We start from the raw sequence: 16,838 nt of genomic DNA, 5'->3' as shown, positions 1-16,838 counted from the left end.
CGGGCCGCCCCCGCCCCCGGACGCGTACTACGCCGGCCGCACGCTCCCGTAGATCGGCATGTAGTAGATCGACTCCTCGCGCACGTTCGCACCCGGCTTCGGGGCGTGGATCATCATCCCGTCGCCCTTGTAGATGCCGACATGGCTGATGTCGTCGTAGAAGAAGACCAGGTCGCCCGGCTGGAGATCCGCCGTGGCGACCCGGGTGCCGACCTTCACCTGGTCCCAGGTCGTCCGCGGCAGGTCCACGCCCGCCTCCCGCCACGCCGCCTGCGTCAGTCCCGAGCAGTCGTACGAGGCCGGGCCCGAGGCGCCCCACACATACGGCTTCCCGATCTGGGAGCGGGCGAAGTCCAGCACCTTCTGCGCCTTGGCGGCGTAGCTGCCGCCCGCACCGGTGCCGGAGCCCGATCCCGTGCCCGTACCGGAACCGGAGCCCGTGCCCGAACCGCCGCCGGACTCCTTCGCGGCCTCCTCGCGGGCCTTCTTCTCGGCCGCGGCCCGCTCCTTCGCCTCGGCGGCCTGCCGGGCGGCCAGCTTCGCCGCCTTCTCCTTCGCCTCGGCCTCCTTCTTGCGCTCCAGCTCCGCCAGCCGCGCCTTCTCCTCGGCGGTCAGCCGCGACAGCAGGCCGCGGGCCTCGGTGAGCTTGGTCTGCACGTCCTTCTTGCTCGAGGCGAGCGTGGACTGCGTCTCGGTGAGGGTCTCCAGGCTCTTCACCGCCTCCGCGCGCTTCTTCGCCGCCGAGGCCTGCTGCGAACGGAACGCGGTGACGGCCTTCTGCTGCCGCTCCGTCGCCCGGTCCATCAGCCGGCTCTGGTCGAAGTACCCCTGCGGGTCGTCCGCCAGGAAGAAGGTCGCCGTGGGGGCGATGCCGCCGCTGCGGTACTGGGCCGCCGCGTACGAGCCCAGCGCGCGGCGCGCCTCGTTGATCTTCTCCGTCCGCTTCGCCACGTCGGAGAGCAGCGTGTCGACCTTCGTCTGCTGGGACGCGGAGGCGGCCTTGGCCCGGTTGTACTCCTGGGTCGCGCTGCCCGCCTGCCGGTACAGGGCGTCGACCTTCTTCTGCACTTCCTCGATGGCGGGCTTCGGCTCCGCGGGCGCGGCCGTGGCGCTCTGCGTGGAGAGCAGCGTCACGGAGGCCAGCGCGGCCGTCGTCAGCCCGACGGCGGGGGTGGTGGTGCGCACCTTCGTGCGCGGCTTGCGATGCGATGCCAAGACCGGCATCTCCTTCCGTGGACCGCCTACCGGGTTAGCTGTCGGGTTCGGACGGAACGGAAGGCTGTCCTACGGTCCGGATGCGAGGGCACGGACCGATTCACCCCGGTTCTGCGTGTGGGTCCCCGGTTCCGAACGGCCAGGGCGGCAGGACGGATTCGGCAGAGGTGTCCGTCGGGCGTGGTTCGCCCCAGGGAGGTACGGGCCACCTGACCGAGCACGCTAGCCAACCGGCCCCGCCGCTGGGAAGGACGATGAGCGATATGCCCGATACATTTTCGTGACCTTTCCGGATCGGGGGCCCGGCACCCCCTCCGACCGGCCCCTCCTTCACGGAACGTGGACGTCCGTTCTCCGTGTGTACCCGGTCCGGGCGTGTCGGCGGCCGGACCGGAGGGCGGCGGGCGACCGCTTTCGGGCTTCGGCGGAAGGTTGTCAGTGCGGCCCCCTAAACTCGGGAGGCGATGAGCAGCCTCTTTGACGACAGTTTCCTGACCGGCCTCCAGCCCGCGGAGGACGGCCCCCCGCCGCCCCCCGAGGACCACGCGCCCGAAGCGGTGCCGGAGGGACTCTTCGAAAGCGTCTACGACGCGCCCCCGCCGCCCCGGGAGGGGTACTACCGGGACGGCCACCCGCGCCCGGTGATCGACGCCGCCGCGCTGCTCGACGGGCTCAACACCGAGCAGCGCGCCGCCGTGGTGCACGCCGGGTCCCCGCTGCTCATCGTCGCCGGGGCCGGCTCCGGCAAGACCCGGGTGCTCACCCACCGCATCGCCCACCTGCTGGCCGAGCGCGGGACGCACCCCGGGCAGATCCTCGCGATCACCTTCACCAACAAGGCCGCGGGCGAGATGAAGGAGCGCGTCGAGCAGCTCGTCGGCCCGCGCGCCCACGCCATGTGGGTCATGACCTTCCACAGCGCGTGCGTCCGCATCCTGCGCCGCGAGTCCAAGAAGCTCGGATTCACCTCGTCGTTCTCGATCTACGACGCCGCCGACTCCAAGCGCCTGATGGCCCTGGTCTGCCGCGACCTCGACCTGGACCCCAAGCGCTACCCGCCGAAGTCCTTCACCGCCAAGGTCTCCAACCTCAAGAACGAGCTCATCGACGAGGAGACCTTCGCCGGACAGGCGACGGATGGTTTCGAGAAGACCCTCGCCCAGGCGTACGCGCTCTACCAGGCCCGCCTGCGCGAGGCCAACGCCCTGGACTTCGACGACATCATCATGACGACGGTCCACCTCCTGCAGGCCTTCCCGGACGTCGCCGAGCACTACCGCCGCCGCTTCCGCCACGTCCTGGTCGACGAGTACCAGGACACCAACCACGCGCAGTACACCCTGGTGCGGGAGCTGGTCGGCCCGGCCGGAGAGGCCGACGCCCCCGCCGAGCTGTGCGTGGTCGGCGACGCGGACCAGTCGATCTACGCCTTCCGGGGCGCGACCATCCGCAACATCCTCCAGTTCGAGGAGGACTACCCGAGCGCGACGACGATCATGCTCGAGCAGAACTACCGCTCCACGCAGACGATCCTCTCCGCCGCCAACGCCGTCATCGAGCGCAACGAGAGCCGCCGCCCCAAGAACCTCTGGACCAACGCCGGCAGCGGCGCCCGCATCACCGGCTATGTTGCCGACACCGAGCACGACGAGGCGCAGTTCGTCGCCGACGAGATCGACCGGCTCACCGACGCGGGCGACGCCAAGGCCGGCGACGTCGCCGTCTTCTACCGGACCAACGCCCAGTCCCGTGTCTTCGAAGAGATCTTCATCCGCGTCGGCCTGCCCTACAAGGTCGTCGGAGGCGTGCGCTTCTACGAGCGCAAGGAGGTCCGGGACGTCCTGGCCTACCTCCGGGTCCTCGCCAACCCCGAGGACACCGTCCCGCTGCGCCGCATCCTCAACGTCCCCAAGCGCGGCATCGGCGACCGCGCCGAGGCCATGATCGACGCCCTGTCGATGCGCGAGAAGATCTCCTTCCCGCAGGCCCTGCGCCGCGTCGACGAGGCGTACGGCATGGCGGCCCGCTCGTCCAACGCCGTCAAGCGCTTCAACACGCTGATGGAGGAGCTGCGCACCATCGTCGAGTCCAACGCCGGACCCGCCGTCGTGCTGGAAGCCGTCCTGGAGCGGACCGGCTATCTCGCCGAACTCCAGGCCTCCACCGACCCGCAGGACGAGACCCGCATCGAGAACCTCCAGGAACTCGCCGCCGTCGCCCTCGAATTCGAGCAGGAGCGCGGCGACGAGGAGGGCGCCGGCACGCTCGCGGAGTTCCTGGAGAAGGTCGCGCTCGTCGCCGACTCCGACCAGATCCCCGACGAGGACGAGGACGGCTCCGGCGTCATCACGCTGATGACCCTGCACACGGCGAAGGGGCTGGAGTTCCCGGTCGTCTTCCTCACCGGCATGGAGGACGGCGTCTTCCCGCACATGCGGGCCCTCGGCCAGACCAAGGAGCTGGAGGAGGAGCGCCGCCTCGCCTACGTCGGCATCACCCGCGCCCGCGAACGGCTCTACCTCACCCGCGCGGCGATGCGCAGCGCCTGGGGCCAGCCCTCGTACAACCCGCCGTCGCGGTTCCTGGAGGAGATCCCGGAACAGCACCTGGACTGGAAGCGCAAGGGCCCGATGGCCGCCCCCGCCGGACCCACCTCCGGCATCACGTCCTCGCTCTCCTCCTCCCGCTCCCGCACCGGCCCCTCGGGCTTCGCGACCCGGCGCGGCACGGAGAAGCCGACGGTCACCCTCATCGTCGGGGACCGCGTCACGCACGACCAGTTCGGGCTCGGCACGGTGACGGCCGTCGAGGGCTTCGGCGACCAGGCCAAGGCGACGGTCGACTTCGGCGACGAGCGCCCGAAGAAGCTGCTGCTGCGGTACGCACCGGTCGAGAAGCTGTAGACCGCGCGGACGAACGTGAAAAAGGGGGGCCGCAGCCCCCCTTTTTTCACACGCTGCCCGTCAGGTCGGGTCGACGCCCTTGCTGCGCAGCCACGCCAGCGGGTCGATCGCCGAGCCGCCGCCGGGCCGGACCTCGAAGTGCAGGTGCGGACCGGTGGAGTTGCCCGAATTCCCGGAGTACGCGATGACGTCACCGGCCTTCACCGGGCCCGAGCGGATCTTGGTGCTGCTGAGGTGGCAGTACCAGGTCTCGGTGCCGTCGGCGGCGGTCACGATCGCCATGACCCCGTAGGCGCTGTTCAGCTGGGTGCGCACGGTGCCGTCGGTCGCGGCCATCACCGGAGTGCCGTACGAGACGGGGAAGTCGATGCCCGAGTGCACGGACATCCAGTTGACGCCCGCCTGACCGTAATAGGCGCTCAGCCCGTGCTGCTTGACCGGCAGGACGAACTTGGGGCGCAGCGCCTCACGGCGTGCGGCCTCCTCCTCGCGCTTCTTCTTCTCCGCCGCCTGCCGCTCCCGCAGGTCGATGCGCTCCTGGGTGCGGCTCGCGCGCTCGCGGAAGTCGTCGCTGCCCTCGGAGAGCTGCTCCAGCTGGCTGTCCAGCCGGTTGTTCGCGGCGACCGGCTTGACCGTGCTGGGGTCGGCGACCGCCAGCGAGGTGGTCGTCTCGTCCTGCTTCTCCTCGCCACCGGGCATCCCGCCGACCGAGGCGGCGGCGATGCCCGCGACGCTCATGACACAGGCGGAGGGCACCGCGACGGTCAACAGCGCGGAGCGCTTGGCGGGGCTGCGGCGGCGGGACCGGTTGCGGGGAGCGGGGGGACGGACTGCGGTGCGGTTCACGGAGTGCGGGGCCGGGGACTCGTCCTCGGCGTCCGGCTCCGGCGCGGCGTCCGGTGCGAGGGCGGTGAACCCGGCGGTGGAGGCGGGGTCGGTCGCAGGATCCTCGGCCGCACCGTCCACAGCGGCCGACGCCTGTTCGTACAGCGGGTACGACGTCTGTTCGGGCTCGTACGCGGTGTCCCCGGGCGTGGCACCGGAGTTCCAGGCGGTCGCGTCGTAGGCGCCGGTGTCGTACGCAGCCGTGCCGTAGCCGCCGGCGTCGGCGTACGAACCGGTGTCGTACGAGCCGGTGTCGGCGTATGAGCCGGGGCTGTCGTAGGAACCGGTGCTGTCGTACGCGCCGGTGTCGTAGGAACCGGTGTCCTGCGTGCCCGGGTCGAGCGTTCCGGTGGTGAAGGCGGTGGTGGCGTAGGTCCCGGTGTCGGCGGCGACGGCCGGCGTGCCGTACGCGCCGACCGGATACGCCCCGGTCTCGTAGGCGTCGGCCCCGTGGACGCCGCCGGTTCCGTACGCGGTGTCGGCGGGATACGCCACGGCGTCGTAGGCGCCCGTCTCGTACGCCCCGGTGCCGTACGCCTCCGTGCCGTACGCCTCCGTGGCGTACGGGGCGTTCGTGGCGTAGGAGGCGTCGGTGCCGTACGGGGCCTCGGGGAAGCCGGTGGTGGGGAACGCGCCGGTGTCGGCGGTCGCCCACTGACCGGTGAGGTCCTGGTCGGCTACCTGCTGCCAGGACCCGGAGGTGTCCCACTGCTGCGGGGCCTGCTCCTGGGCGGCGTAGCCGTCGTACGTGAGGGTCTGCTGTGCGCCGGTGTTCCACGCGGAGGCGTCGTACTGGCCGCTGTGGTCCGGCTGTCCGGTCGCATACGCGGTGTCGTAGCCGTTGTTGTAGGTGCTGTCGCCGTACCCGGCGGCGGGGTGACCCGCGTCGTATCCGGTGTCGTGGCCGCCCGGAAGGGAGCCGAAGAGCGGGTCGGTGTCGAAGCTTCCGGTCGATCGGTCGTCGTACCCGACGTGCCCGGCGTGGGGGTGCTGGTCGTTCACCAACTTCTCTCTCGCCTCGGCAGCAGGACTGTTCTGGGTCCCGGTCAGGGGTGTCCCAGGGGGAAGCAGTGGCCGCGACTGTACCCGGCGGTATGTGAGGACGACAATCTTCGACAGGTTTTACGTTCGTAGGAAACGGGCAATCGGCCGCCTTTCGGTGGACGACAGACGCAGCTTTGGCCCTACGTTCGAGTGGTGTTCTATTTCAGGCGACGGAAGCCGCTCCGGGGGCGGCGTTGGAGTCCCCCTCGGCCTCCGGTGCCTCAAGAGCCTCACGGATCGCGGCGGCCACCGTCGGATGAACCGGCAGCGCGAGGTGCCCGATGCCGGTGACGCGTACGTTCACCGCGTCGAGATCGGGGTGGTCGACGCACGCCGTCTCGACGGGGACCATCACCTGGTCCAACTCGCTCCAGAAGCTCACGAACCTGGTCCGGCAGCCGGGGGCGGGCCCGCGCAGTTCCTCGATCACGGGGGAGCCGCTGCGCATCTGCCGCACGATGGGGTGAACGCCCGCCCCGGGGGCGACGGCGGTGCCCCGGTGCGGGGTCCCGAGCGTCACCAGAGTGCGCACCCGCCGGTCGCCGCCGAGCCGTTGTACGTAATACCGGGCGATCAGCCCGCCGAGGCTGTGCCCGACGATGTCGACCCGGCTGTGCCCGGTGCGCGCGCAGATGTCCTCCACGTGCCGCCCGAGCAGTTCGGCGGCGGTGCGGACGTCACGTGTCAGCGGGGAGTAGTTGAGGGATTCCAGGTGGCGATGGCCGTGCCGGGTCAGCGCGCGGCGCAGGACGACGAACACGGAGCGGTTGTCGATGAAGCCGTGCAGCAGGACGACGGGCGGCGCGGCGGCGGCCGTGAGCGGCAGGGGAGTGGTGCCGGGCGGCGTCTCGTCCGGACCGGGGTCGCCGGTGCCGATGCCGGTGCCGGTGCTTCCCGGGCGGGCCGGCGGGCGGCGCTCCGGGGTGAGGCCGAAGGGGTAGACGATCAGGTGCCCGGCGAGGACGACCAGCTCCAGCGCGGTGGCGCCGAGCAGCGCGGACGACAGCCGGGGGCCCGGCAGGCGGGGCAGCAGGGAGAGGAGAGGGAGCAGCTTCACGGCCGACCTCCTGTACGGGCGCACGGGGGAGGCTGCCCCCGGGCCCCGTATGCCCTCATGGGGTGTCGGCACGAGGGCCGCGGGCGGTGGGGACGGCAGGGAAACGGGGGGCCGTACCACCGTGCCGTGCGGCTGGCGGCACGGTGGTACGACGACCTCGCTGCGGCTCCCCCTGAAGGGGTGTCTCGTCGATCAGGGCCGAAACCCAGCGGGGAGCGGGGGCCGGCGCCTGGCGAACATGTCCCATGTGTGATTTCCCCCTCCCCGGCTGCCGCGAAACAGCGGCTTGCGGGATGCTGTGGATAACGTTCGTTCACATCCCCGGCCCTTCAGGCGCGGGAGACCATGTGGAGGCAGTGATGGGTGTGACCGGTCCGATCCGAGTGGTGGTGGCCAAGCCGGGACTCGACGGCCACGACCGCGGGGCCAAAGTCATCGCGCGTGCGTTGCGGGACGCCGGTATGGAGGTGATCTACACGGGGCTCCACCAGACACCCGAGCAGATCGTCGACACGGCGATCCAGGAGGACGCCGACGCCATCGGCCTCTCCATCCTCTCCGGGGCGCACAACACGCTGTTCGCCAAGGTGATCGAGCTGCTGAAGGACCGGGAGGCGGAGGACATCAAGGTGTTCGGCGGCGGGATCATCCCGGAGGACGACATCGCGCCGCTGAAGGAGCTGGGCGTCGCGGAGCTCTTCACCCCGGGGGCGACGACGACCGAGATCGTCACGTGGGTCAACGCCAACGTCCGCCAGGCCGCCCAGGCCTGAACACCGACCCGCGCGGACCTGTACGTGCAGGACCGCGCGGGGCCGTGCGGGGCGGAGCGGGGCCATGCGGTGCGGTGCCGGCCGGGGGCGGGGATGCGTGCAGGCCGGGACGGGGGTGCGTGCAGGGCCGGGATGTCGGCCCGTGCTTTCCGCGCCGGGATGTCGGCCCGTGCTCTCCGTGGGTCAGCCCATCAGCTCCGCCTCCATCGCGGCGCGCAGCCGCAGCGTGGAGACCAGGCGCTGGAAGGCTTCCGACCAGTAGCCGCCCGCCCCCGGTGACGCCCCCTCCTGTTCGTCCTGCGCGGCCGTCAGCACCTCCAGCCGGTCGGCCTCGGCCGGGTCCAGGCAGCGTTCCGCCAGGCCCATCACCCCGCTGAAGCTCCACGGATAACTCCCGCCGTCCCGTGCGATGTCGAGCGCGTCGACCACCGCACGCCCGAGCGGACCGGACCAGGGAACCGTGCACACCCCGAGCAGCTGGAACGCCTCCGACAAGCCGTGCGCGGCGATGAACTCGGCCACCCAGGAGGCCCGCGCGTCCTCGTCCAGGATGGTGAGGAGCTTCGAGCGCTCGGCTATCGAGGCCGTCCCGGGGCCGCTCGCCGGGGGCGCCGAGGGACGCCCGAGCAGGGCCGGGGCCCACCGCGGATTCCGCTGCCGCACCGCCGCCCGGCACCACGCGGTGTGCAGCTCACCGGCCCAGTCGTCGGCGACGGGCAGGGCCACGACCTCCTCGGGCGAACGCCCGCCGAACCGCTCCTCCCAGACACCGAGCGGGGTGGCCTCCACCAACTGCCCGAGCCACCAAGACCGTTCGCCCCGCCCCGTCGGCGGGACCGCGGCGACGCCGTCGCGCTGCATCCCCGCGTCGCACTCGTGCGGCGCCTCCACGGCGATGGATGTGCCGCCCCCCGTACGGTCCGGGTTCACGCAGGACATCGCGCGGGCCGCCATCCGTCGGGCGAGTGCCGATGCGGGCAGGGCGGAGAGCAACTCGGCGGCGGTGGCCCGGACGTTGCGGCTGCGGTCGGACAGGGCCTGCTCCAGGAACGGCTCGTCGTCGCCCCCGAGCCCGTTCCGCAGGGAGTCCAGGAACATCAGCCGGTCCTCGGCGCGTTCGGCGGACCAGGTGGTGGCCAGCAGGGCAAGCGCGGCGGGCGGATCCTGCGCCCGTACGGCGTCGAGCAGGGCGACCCGCTCCGCGAACAGTCCCTCCTCCCACAGCAGGGCCACCGACTCCGGGTCCGTGATGTCGGGCTGGAGCGCGCCGCTCGCGGAGCCCCGCAGGGCGAACTTCCAGTCGGGATTCAGCGCGGCCAGCCACAGACCGCGCGGCCCGGCGAACGCGAGCGCCTGCGGGCGCAGGTCCGTACGCGCGCGGGCGGCGTCCAGCAGCGGCGGCAACAGCGCGGCCGGGGCGCGGAATCCCTTCCGGTTGGCGGTGGCCAGCCACTGCGGAATGAGCTCGGTCAGGTCGGGTGCGGTCCCGCGCCGCCCGCCGCCCGAGGGCGCGGCACGGTCGGCCAGCAGGTGGGCGAGCCGGTGCCGGGCGGCCTCGGGGAGCGCCGGGCGCGGATCCGGGGCGGCGGGCTCGGGCCGGGGCTCCGGCACGGCGGGCCGCAGCCCCGCCCGCTGCCGCACGGTGTGCAGCGCGGCCGCGTCCAGCAGGGCGGCGGGAGCATCGGCCGGCACGGGGCCGCCGGGTGGGGTGGGCGGACGGCGGTCGGTGCCCAGGAGCGCCGAGGTGACCAGCTCCTCCCAGGGGAGGGAGTCGGCGGAGGCGGACGCGGTGGACGCGGCGGTGTTGGTGGCAGTGGTGGTCGTACGAGGCATCGTTCCCCTCCAGTGGCAGGGATGCGCGGATCTCGGGCAGGGACGGGCCGGCCGGGCGACCGGGTCAGACCAGTTGGACGACCGACCCGACCGTCGTGCGCCCGGTCTCCTCCCCGTCGCCCGGGTCCCAGGCCGCGAACGGGTCGAAGCCGCGGTGGCCGATCTCGCCGAACACGGTGACCGGCCCACCGCCGGACAGGGCGACGAGCTTCCACAGGCCCGGCCGGGACAGCGCGGCCGGGGCGACCGGCAGCGCGGAATCGGCGTGTGCGTCGGCCAGTTGCCAGCCGTCCTTGGACGGCACGGGTATGACGTCGCGCAGGGTGACCGGGCAGGCGTCCAGCCAGGGGTCCTCCCGCAGGGCGTGCCCGTAGACGGCCGGCGCGGCGGCTGCGGAGATCCCCGGCGGGGGCCCGGAGGTTTGCTCGGAAGGGGGCCCGGACGGTGGTGGCCCGGACGGGGTGGTGACGCCGAACTGTTCGCCCAGCTCCGCGCGGAGTTGTCCGCCACCCGGATACGGCGTCAGCTCGGCGTCGACCGTCGCGCCCACCGGCATCGCCTGCGCCGGGGACCGGCCCGCCGCGCCGAACGAGAGCAGCAGAGCCGTGCGGCCCGACTCCCTTCCGTACAGCCAGATCCGGCGGGTGACGATCTTGCCGTCCGGGGTGTCGTACTGCGCGAGGACCAGCCAGCGGTCACGGACCGGAGGGCCTTCGGCGGACATCGGCAGCCCCACCCTCGTGCGCACCGTCGCGGCCAGTGGGTCCGGCAGCCGCTCCCGGCCGAGCCAGGCCGTGTCCAGCAGATGGAGCAGGCCGCACTCCTCCAGCAGACGGACCGGCCAGCCCGGACCGGAACCGGTGATCGCGCCCAGCTCCCTCACCCGGGCGGCCAGCCCGGGTGCCTGGGCGTCGACCATGCGGGCCGCGGTCTCCTCCCACAGGCCGTACTCCGAGCGGTCGGCCGCCGCGAGTCCGCCGCGCAGCAGGTCGCCCAGCCGCTGTTCCAGCTCCTGGGCCCCGCCCGTGACGCGCTCGCTGCGCCGCTCCGCCCGCTTTCTGGCGGCGTCGGTGTCGGCGGGCCCCCGCGCCGCGGCCCCGCCCGCCGTGACCCGGTCCTTGGCCGCCTCGCGTCCGCGCCGGCCCTCGATCCACGGCGCGGCCCAGTCGGCCGGCTCGGCCTGACGGAACGCCGCATCGTCGGAGGCCCGGAGCAGCAGCAGCCCCAGCGCGTGCTTGCACGGGAACTTCCGGCTGGGGCAACTGCACTGGTAGGCAGGGCCGGTGGTGTCGACCACGGTCCGATACGGCGTGCTCCCGCTCCCCTTGCACAGCCCCCACACCGCGCCCGCCGCGTCGCACCCCGTGCCGGACCACGGGCCGGCCGAACCGAGTCGGCTGCCCGCCTTGCGCGATGCGTCGTCAGGAGCCAGTGCCAGCACCTGTTCCACCGTCCAGCGCGCCACCGGCCCGCCGGTGGGCGAGGGTTCTCCCCCATGAGATAGCAGCATGTCCCCGACGGTAGAGGGCACCACTGACAGTCCCCCCTGACCTGCGAAGCAGCGGCCCCGAGCGGGATCCGACCCGCTCCTCCTCGCCCTCCTCCTGCTCCTCCGCACCCGGCCGGTCCCGCATGCTCGCGCAGGGGGGGGCATGACCGCAGGTCAGGGCCCGTTGTCAGTGGCATGGTGCACGGTGGGAACCACATCAGGTCGACCGATCTGGAGGGGGATCCATGACCGTGCCCGAAACCGCTGCGGCCGTCGAGCCGGGGGCAGGCGCCGAGGCCCTGCGCCCGCACGCCGAGGACGCGTTCGCCGATGAGCTGAAGGCGCTCGCGGCCGCCGACGACCGTCCCAGGCCCGCCCGTTGGCGGCTGTCGCCCTGGGCCGTCGCCACCTATCTGCAGGGCGGGACCCTGCCGGACGGGACGGTGATCACACCGAAGTACGTGGGCCCGCGCCGTTTGGTCGAGGTGGCGGTGACCACGCTCGCCACCGACCGGGCGCTGCTCCTGCTCGGCGTCCCGGGGACGGCCAAGACCTGGGTGTCCGAGCATCTCGCCGCCGCCGTCAGCGGTGACTCGACGCTGCTCGTGCAGGGCACCGCCGGGACGCCCGAGGAAGCCGTCCGCTACGGGTGGAACTACGCCCAGTTGCTCGCCCACGGCCCGAGCCGCGACGCCCTGGTGCCCAGTCCGCTGATGCGGGCCATGTCCGAGGGGATGACTGCCCGGGTCGAGGAGCTGACCCGCATCCCCGCCGACGTGCAGGACTCGCTCATCACGATCCTGTCCGAGAAGACGCTCCCCGTCCCCGAGCTGGGCCAGGAGGTCCAGGCCGTCCGGGGGTTCAACCTCATCGCCACGGCCAACGACCGGGACCGCGGCGTCAACGAGCTGTCCAGCGCGCTGCGCCGCCGGTTCAACACCGTCGTGCTCCCGCTGCCCGCGACCCCGGACGCCGAGGTCGACATCGTGTCCCGGCGCGTCGACCAGATCGGCCGTTCGCTCGACCTGCCCGCGGCGCCGGAAGGCCTCACCGAGATCCGGCGCGTGGTGACGGTCTTCCGTGAACTGCGCGACGGGGTGACCACCGACGGGCGCACCAAGGTCAAGTCCCCCTCCGGCACGCTCTCCACCGCGGAGGCGATCTCTGTCGTGACGAACGGCCTGGCCCTCGCCGCGCACTTCGGCGACGGCATCCTGCGCCCCGGCGACGTCGCGGCCGGAATCCTCGGCGCGGTGGTCCGGGACCCCGCGGCGGACCGGGTGGTCTGGCAGGAGTATCTGGAGACCGTGGTCCGGGAGCGGGACGGCTGGAAGGACTTCTACCGCGCCTGCCGCGAGGTATCCGGATGAGGAGCGCAGAGGTGGCCCGCCCCGCGACGACGGGCGGCCCCGCGACGCCGGGCCGTATCGCGACCGGCAACGATGTGACCGGCACGGATGTGGCGGTGACCGATGCGACCGGCACCGATGCGACCGGCACCGATGCGACCGGTACCGGTGTGACGGTGGCCGATGTGACACGTACCGACGCGACCGGTACCGATGCGACCGGCACCGAGGTGACGGTGGTGGCCGACGCGGCGGGGGCCGTGCCGGCGGGGTCTGCGGTCGCGGGGGCTGTGGTGGCCACGACCGGGACGGGCGACGCCGGGCCCGTGGCAGCCGCCGGGCCCTGGCTTCTGGGGGTGCGGCATCACGGCCCGGGGTCGGCCCGTGCGGTCCTCGCCGCGCTCGCGGCGGCCCGCCCGGCCGTCGTCCTCATCGAGGGACCGCCCGAGGGCGACGCGCTGCTGCCGCTCGCCGCCGACCCGCAGATGCGTCCCCCGGTCGCGCTCCTCGCGCACGCCGTGGACGACCCGGGGCGGGCCTCGTTCTGGCCGATGGCCGCGTTCTCGCCGGAGTGGGTGGCGATCCGCTGGGCCCTCGACCACGACGTCCCGGTGCGTTTCATCGACCTGCCCGCCGCCCACTCGCTCGCGCTCAAGGAGCCCGCGCCGGCCGCCGGGAGCGACGAGAGGCCGCAGGAACGGGCCGAGGAAGCGGTCACACCGGTCGTCGACCCGATCCGGGTGCTCGCCGAGACCGCCGGATACGACGACCCCGAACGCTGGTGGGAGGACGTCGTCGAGCACCGCTCACCGGGCGGCGGCACCCCTGCCGGCACGGCTGCGAGCGCGGCTGCCGGCACCGGCCGTGGCACCGGTGGCAGCCCGTCCGGGGTCGCGGGGGAAGAGGGCGACGCACTGGCGCCGTTCGTCGCACTGGCCGAGGCCATGAGCGCTCTCCGTGAGGCCTACGGCGACGGCGGGCAGCCCCGGGACGCGGTGCGCGAGGCCTACATGCGGATCCAGTTGCGCGCCGCGCGCAAGGAGTTCGGGGACGACGTCGCTGTCGTCTGCGGCGCCTGGCACGTCCCCGCGCTCTCCGCGCGGACCACTCTCGCCGCCGACCGCGCGCTGCTCAAGGGACTCCCGAAGGTCAGGACCGACCTGACCTGGGTGCCGTGGACCCACCGCAGGCTCGCCCGGCACAGCGGATACGGGGCGGGCATCGACTCGCCCGGCTGGTACGGGCACCTCTTCGACGTGGCCGACCGGCCGATCGAGCGATGGATGACCAAGGTCGCCGGCATGCTGCGCGAGGAGGACCGGTTCGTCTCCACCGCCCATGTCATCGAGGCCGTCCGGCTGGCCGAGACCCTCGCCGCCCTGCGGGGCCGGCCGCTGGCCGGTCTCGGCGAGACGACCGACGCGGTGCGCGCCGTCATGTGCGAGGGGTCCGACGTCCCGCTCGCCCTGGTCCGGGAGCGGCTCATCGTCGGCGAGACCCTCGGTGAGGTGCCGGACACCGCCCCGGCCGTCCCGCTGCAACGGGACCTGACCCGCAGCCAGCGCACCCTCCGGCTCAAGCCGGAGGCGTCGGAGCGCGAGCTCGACCTCGACCTGCGCAAGGAGACCGACGCCGCCCGCAGCCGCCTCCTGCACCGGCTGCGCCTCCTCGACGTCGGCTGGGGCGACCCGGTGGCGGGGCGGGGCAGCACCGGCACCTTCCGGGAGAGCTGGCGGCTGAGCTGGGAGCCGGAACTGCACGTCCGGGTCGCGGAGGCAGGCGTATGGGGCACCACCGTCCTCACCGCCGCCACCGCGAAGGCCGCGTCGCAGGCCCTGACGGAGACCGCACTGGTCGATGTCACCGCTCTCGCCGAGCGCTGCCTCCTGGCCGAACTGCCCGACGCGCTGCCCGTCGTGATGAAGGCCCTCGCCGACCGGGCCGCGCTCGACGCGGACGTCGGCCATCTCGCGGACGCGCTGCCCGCTCTGGCCCGCTCCCTGCGGTACGGGGACGTGCGCTCCACGGACACGGCGGCGCTCGCGGAGGTCGCGGCCGGACTCGCCGAGCGCATCTGCGTCGGTCTGCCGCCCGCCTGCACCGGCCTCGACGCCGACGGGGCCGAGGCGCTGCGCCGTCAGGTGGAGGCCGTGCACGGTGCGATCGGGCTGCTGGTCGCCGGAACGGCCCCCGCCGAAGGGCTGCGGGAGCGCTGGGACGCCGTCCTGCACAAGCTGGCGGCCCGGGACGCGGTCGCCGGCATCATCCGGGGCCGGGCCACCCGGCTGCTCCTGGACGAGGGACGGCTGACGGAGGACGAGGCGGCCCGGCTGATGGGGCTTGCTCTCTCGCCCGGAACCCCGCCCGCCGACGCCGCCGCCTGGATCGAGGGGTTCGTCGGCGGTGCGTCGGGCGGCGGCATGCTGCTGGTCCACGACGAGCGGCTGCTCGGCCTCGTCGACGCCTGGTTGACCGGCGTCCCGGCGGGCGTGTTCACCGATGTGCTGCCGCTGCTGCGCCGCACGTTCTCCGCCTACGAACCGGGCGTACGGCGCACGCTGGGCGAGCTGGTCCGGCGCGGGCCCGCCCCCGAGGGCGCGCGCCGGGGCGAGGCCGGCCGGGTGCCCGGAGGCTTCGGACCCGGCCTCGACCCGGCCAGGGCCGACGCGGTGGAGCCGGTGCTGCGTCTGCTGCTCGGCCACCGGTCCGAGCCCCCGGAGGCGGCCGAATGACGACGACGGACCCGGGCACGACGGACCCAGGCACGACGGACCCAGGGATCACGGACCGGCGAACGACGGACCCGACGGGGGAGACGATGGAACGGACAACGGCACCGGCTCCGGGGACCACGCGGCCCACCGCCCCGCACGTGCCCGACGCCGAACGGCTGCGGCGCTGGCGGATGGTGCTCGGCGCGGACAGCGCCGACAGCACCGGGTGCACCCTCACCGGCCAGGACGCCGCGATGGACGGCGCGTTGAACGCGCTGTACGGCGGAGGCGCCGGGAAGAAGCCCGGCGGCCGGGGCTCCGGTGGCCGCTCGGCGGGGCTCGGAGCGTCGGCGCCCTCCGTCGCCCGCTGGCTCGGCGACATCCGGACCTACTTCCCCAGCTCCGTCGTCCAGGTCATGCAGCGCGACGCGATCGACCGGCTCGGCCTGGCGGCCCTGCTCCTGGAGCCGGAGATGCTGGAGGCGGTCGAGGCGGACGTCCACCTCGTCGGCACCCTGCTCTCCCTGAACAAGGCGATGCCCGAGACGACGAAGGAGACCGCACGCGCCGTGGTCCGCAAGGTCGTCGACGACCTGGAGAAGCGCCTGGAGAGCCGCACCAGGGCCACCCTGTCCGGGGCCCTGGACCGCTCGGCGCGGATCAGCCGGCCGCGCCACCGGGACATCGACTGGAACCGGACCATCCGGGCCAACCTCAAGAACTACCTCCCCGTCCCGGGACCGGCGGGGGAGGTGACCGGTGCGGGACACGGCGAGAGCCGGGGCACGATCGTTCCGGAGCGCCTCATCGGCTACGGGCGCGCCTCCCGGTCCGCCAAGAAGGACATCGTCCTGTGCATCGACCAGTCGGGCTCGATGGCCGCATCGGTCGTCTACGCCTCGGTCTTCGGTGCGGTGCTCGCCTCCATGCGCACCCTGTCGACCCGGCTCGTCGTCTTCGACACGGCGGTCGCCGACCTCACCGACCAGCTCGACGACCCGGTCGACATCCTCTTCGGCACCCAGCTCGGCGGCGGCACCGACATCAACCGGGCGCTCGCCTACTGCCAGTCGAAGATCACCCGCCCCGCCGACACCGTCGTCGTCCTCATCAGCGACCTCTACGAAGGCGGTATACGCGACGAGATGCTCAAACGGGTCGCCGCGATGAAGGCCTCCGGGGTGCAGTTCGTGACGCTGCTCGCGCTCTCCGACGAGGGTGCGCCCGCGTACGACCACGAACACGCGGCGGCGCTCGGGGCGCTGGGCGCACCCGCGTTCGCCTGTACGCCGGACCTCTTCCCGGACGTCATGGCGGCGGCGATCGAGAAGAGGCCACTGCCCATACCGGACAAGGAGACCCAACAGTAGCCAGGGGCTTGCGTCACCCCCACGGGCTCGTGCGAGCATCGACCGGTCGTTCGCGGAGGGCCGCATTCCGCCGCCTCCTGCCTGCGCCAACGCTGCCCACCGCCCACCGCCCACCGTTCGCCGCTGCCCGTGCACCAGGGGAGGAGCCACCGAGGTGACCGCGACCGTCGCTGCCCGCGCAGCCGTCGAACCGCGCCCGGTGCGTG

10 protein-coding genes and 1 riboswitch are annotated in these 16,838 nt (G+C 73.2%); of the genes, 5 read left to right on the top strand and 5 right to left on the bottom strand.

Going from position 1 to position 16,838, the window contains the following annotated elements; genetic code table 11:
* Positions 1 to 27 precede the first annotated feature (27 nt).
* Positions 28 to 1,215 carry an NlpC/P60 family protein gene (locus tag ACH4UK_RS11705; protein ID WP_398355872.1) on the bottom strand — a complete coding sequence of 396 codons (1,188 nt, stop codon included), beginning with the start codon at positions 1,213 to 1,215 and terminating at the stop codon, positions 28 to 30.
* 7 nt (positions 1,216 to 1,222) lie between these two features.
* Positions 1,223 to 1,389: riboswitch (cyclic di-AMP (ydaO/yuaA leader) on the bottom strand.
* 290 nt (positions 1,390 to 1,679) lie between these two features.
* Between ACH4UK_RS11705 and pcrA the strand changes: the two genes are divergently transcribed.
* Positions 1,680 to 4,118, top strand: coding sequence for a DNA helicase PcrA (pcrA, locus tag ACH4UK_RS11700; RefSeq protein ID WP_398355871.1), 2,439 nt, complete (start codon positions 1,680 to 1,682; stop codon positions 4,116 to 4,118).
* Positions 4,119 to 4,178: 60 nt separating this feature from the next.
* On the opposite strand, the gene ACH4UK_RS11695 is transcribed toward pcrA, so the two are convergent.
* Positions 4,179 to 6,005 carry a peptidoglycan DD-metalloendopeptidase family protein gene (locus tag ACH4UK_RS11695; protein WP_398355870.1) on the bottom strand — a complete coding sequence of 609 codons (1,827 nt, stop codon included), beginning with the start codon at positions 6,003 to 6,005 and terminating at the stop codon, positions 4,179 to 4,181.
* Positions 6,006 to 6,210: 205 nt separating this feature from the next.
* Entirely contained in the window at positions 6,211 to 7,104 is an 894-nt protein-coding gene (locus tag ACH4UK_RS11690; protein ID WP_398355869.1) for an esterase/lipase family protein, read from the bottom strand.
* A 359-nt stretch (positions 7,105 to 7,463) separates the two neighbouring features.
* Between ACH4UK_RS11690 and ACH4UK_RS11685 the strand changes: the two genes are divergently transcribed.
* A complete protein-coding gene (locus ACH4UK_RS11685; protein ID WP_319598284.1) occupies positions 7,464 to 7,877 on the top strand; it encodes a cobalamin B12-binding domain-containing protein in 414 nt (137 codons plus the stop codon).
* A 183-nt stretch (positions 7,878 to 8,060) separates the two neighbouring features.
* Here ACH4UK_RS11685 and ACH4UK_RS11680 read toward each other — a convergent pair whose 3' ends face one another.
* Together ACH4UK_RS11680 and ACH4UK_RS11675 are read right to left on the bottom strand one after the other, a co-directional pair.
* Positions 8,061 to 9,710 (bottom strand): DUF5691 domain-containing protein, encoded by a 1,650-nt coding sequence (locus ACH4UK_RS11680; RefSeq protein ID WP_398355868.1) that lies wholly within the window; start codon positions 9,708 to 9,710, stop codon positions 8,061 to 8,063.
* Between the two features lie 64 nt (positions 9,711 to 9,774).
* Positions 9,775 to 11,220, bottom strand: a complete 1,446-nt coding sequence (locus tag ACH4UK_RS11675) for an SWIM zinc finger family protein (RefSeq protein ID WP_398355867.1) — start codon at positions 11,218 to 11,220, stop codon at positions 9,775 to 9,777.
* Between the two features lie 224 nt (positions 11,221 to 11,444).
* On the opposite strand from ACH4UK_RS11675, the gene ACH4UK_RS11670 reads away from it, so the two are divergent.
* From ACH4UK_RS11670 to ACH4UK_RS11660, 3 genes are all read left to right on the top strand, one after another.
* Complete coding sequence (locus tag ACH4UK_RS11670; protein ID WP_398355866.1) at positions 11,445 to 12,569, top strand: AAA family ATPase; 1,125 nt, start codon at positions 11,445 to 11,447, stop codon at positions 12,567 to 12,569.
* A complete protein-coding gene (locus ACH4UK_RS11665) occupies positions 12,566 to 15,280 on the top strand; it encodes a DUF5682 family protein (protein ID WP_398355865.1) in 2,715 nt (904 codons plus the stop codon). Before ACH4UK_RS11670 ends, ACH4UK_RS11665 begins: the two co-directional genes overlap by 4 nt.
* Before the next feature lie 86 nt (positions 15,281 to 15,366).
* Positions 15,367 to 16,632 carry a VWA domain-containing protein gene (locus ACH4UK_RS11660; protein ID WP_398355864.1) on the top strand — a complete coding sequence of 422 codons (1,266 nt, stop codon included), beginning with the start codon at positions 15,367 to 15,369 and terminating at the stop codon, positions 16,630 to 16,632.
* Positions 16,633 to 16,838 lie beyond the last annotated feature (206 nt).

Origin of the sequence: Streptomyces sp. NPDC020884 (genome assembly GCF_044333935.1) — a bacterium.
Classification (GTDB): Bacteria; Actinomycetota; Actinomycetes; order Streptomycetales; family Streptomycetaceae; genus Streptomyces.
The sequence above is the reverse complement of the archived record's forward strand: the minus strand, read 5'-3'. Positions and strand labels throughout refer to the sequence as shown.

Excerpts from the sequence above, each read along its gene's own strand:
- pcrA (WP_398355871.1), top strand. The coding sequence starts at position 1,680 with ATGAGCAGCCTCTTTGACGACAGTTTCCTGACCGGCCTCCAGCCCGCG.
- ACH4UK_RS11685 (WP_319598284.1), top strand. The coding sequence starts at position 7,464 with ATGGGTGTGACCGGTCCGATCCGAGTGGTGGTGGCCAAGCCGGGACTC.
- ACH4UK_RS11680 (WP_398355868.1), bottom strand. The coding sequence starts at position 9,710 with ATGCCTCGTACGACCACCACTGCCACCAACACCGCCGCGTCCACCGCG.
- ACH4UK_RS11675 (WP_398355867.1), bottom strand. The coding sequence starts at position 11,220 with ATGCTGCTATCTCATGGGGGAGAACCCTCGCCCACCGGCGGGCCGGTG.
- ACH4UK_RS11670 (WP_398355866.1), top strand. The coding sequence starts at position 11,445 with ATGACCGTGCCCGAAACCGCTGCGGCCGTCGAGCCGGGGGCAGGCGCC.
- ACH4UK_RS11665 (WP_398355865.1), top strand. The coding sequence starts at position 12,566 with ATGAGGAGCGCAGAGGTGGCCCGCCCCGCGACGACGGGCGGCCCCGCG.
- ACH4UK_RS11660 (WP_398355864.1), top strand. The coding sequence starts at position 15,367 with ATGGAACGGACAACGGCACCGGCTCCGGGGACCACGCGGCCCACCGCC.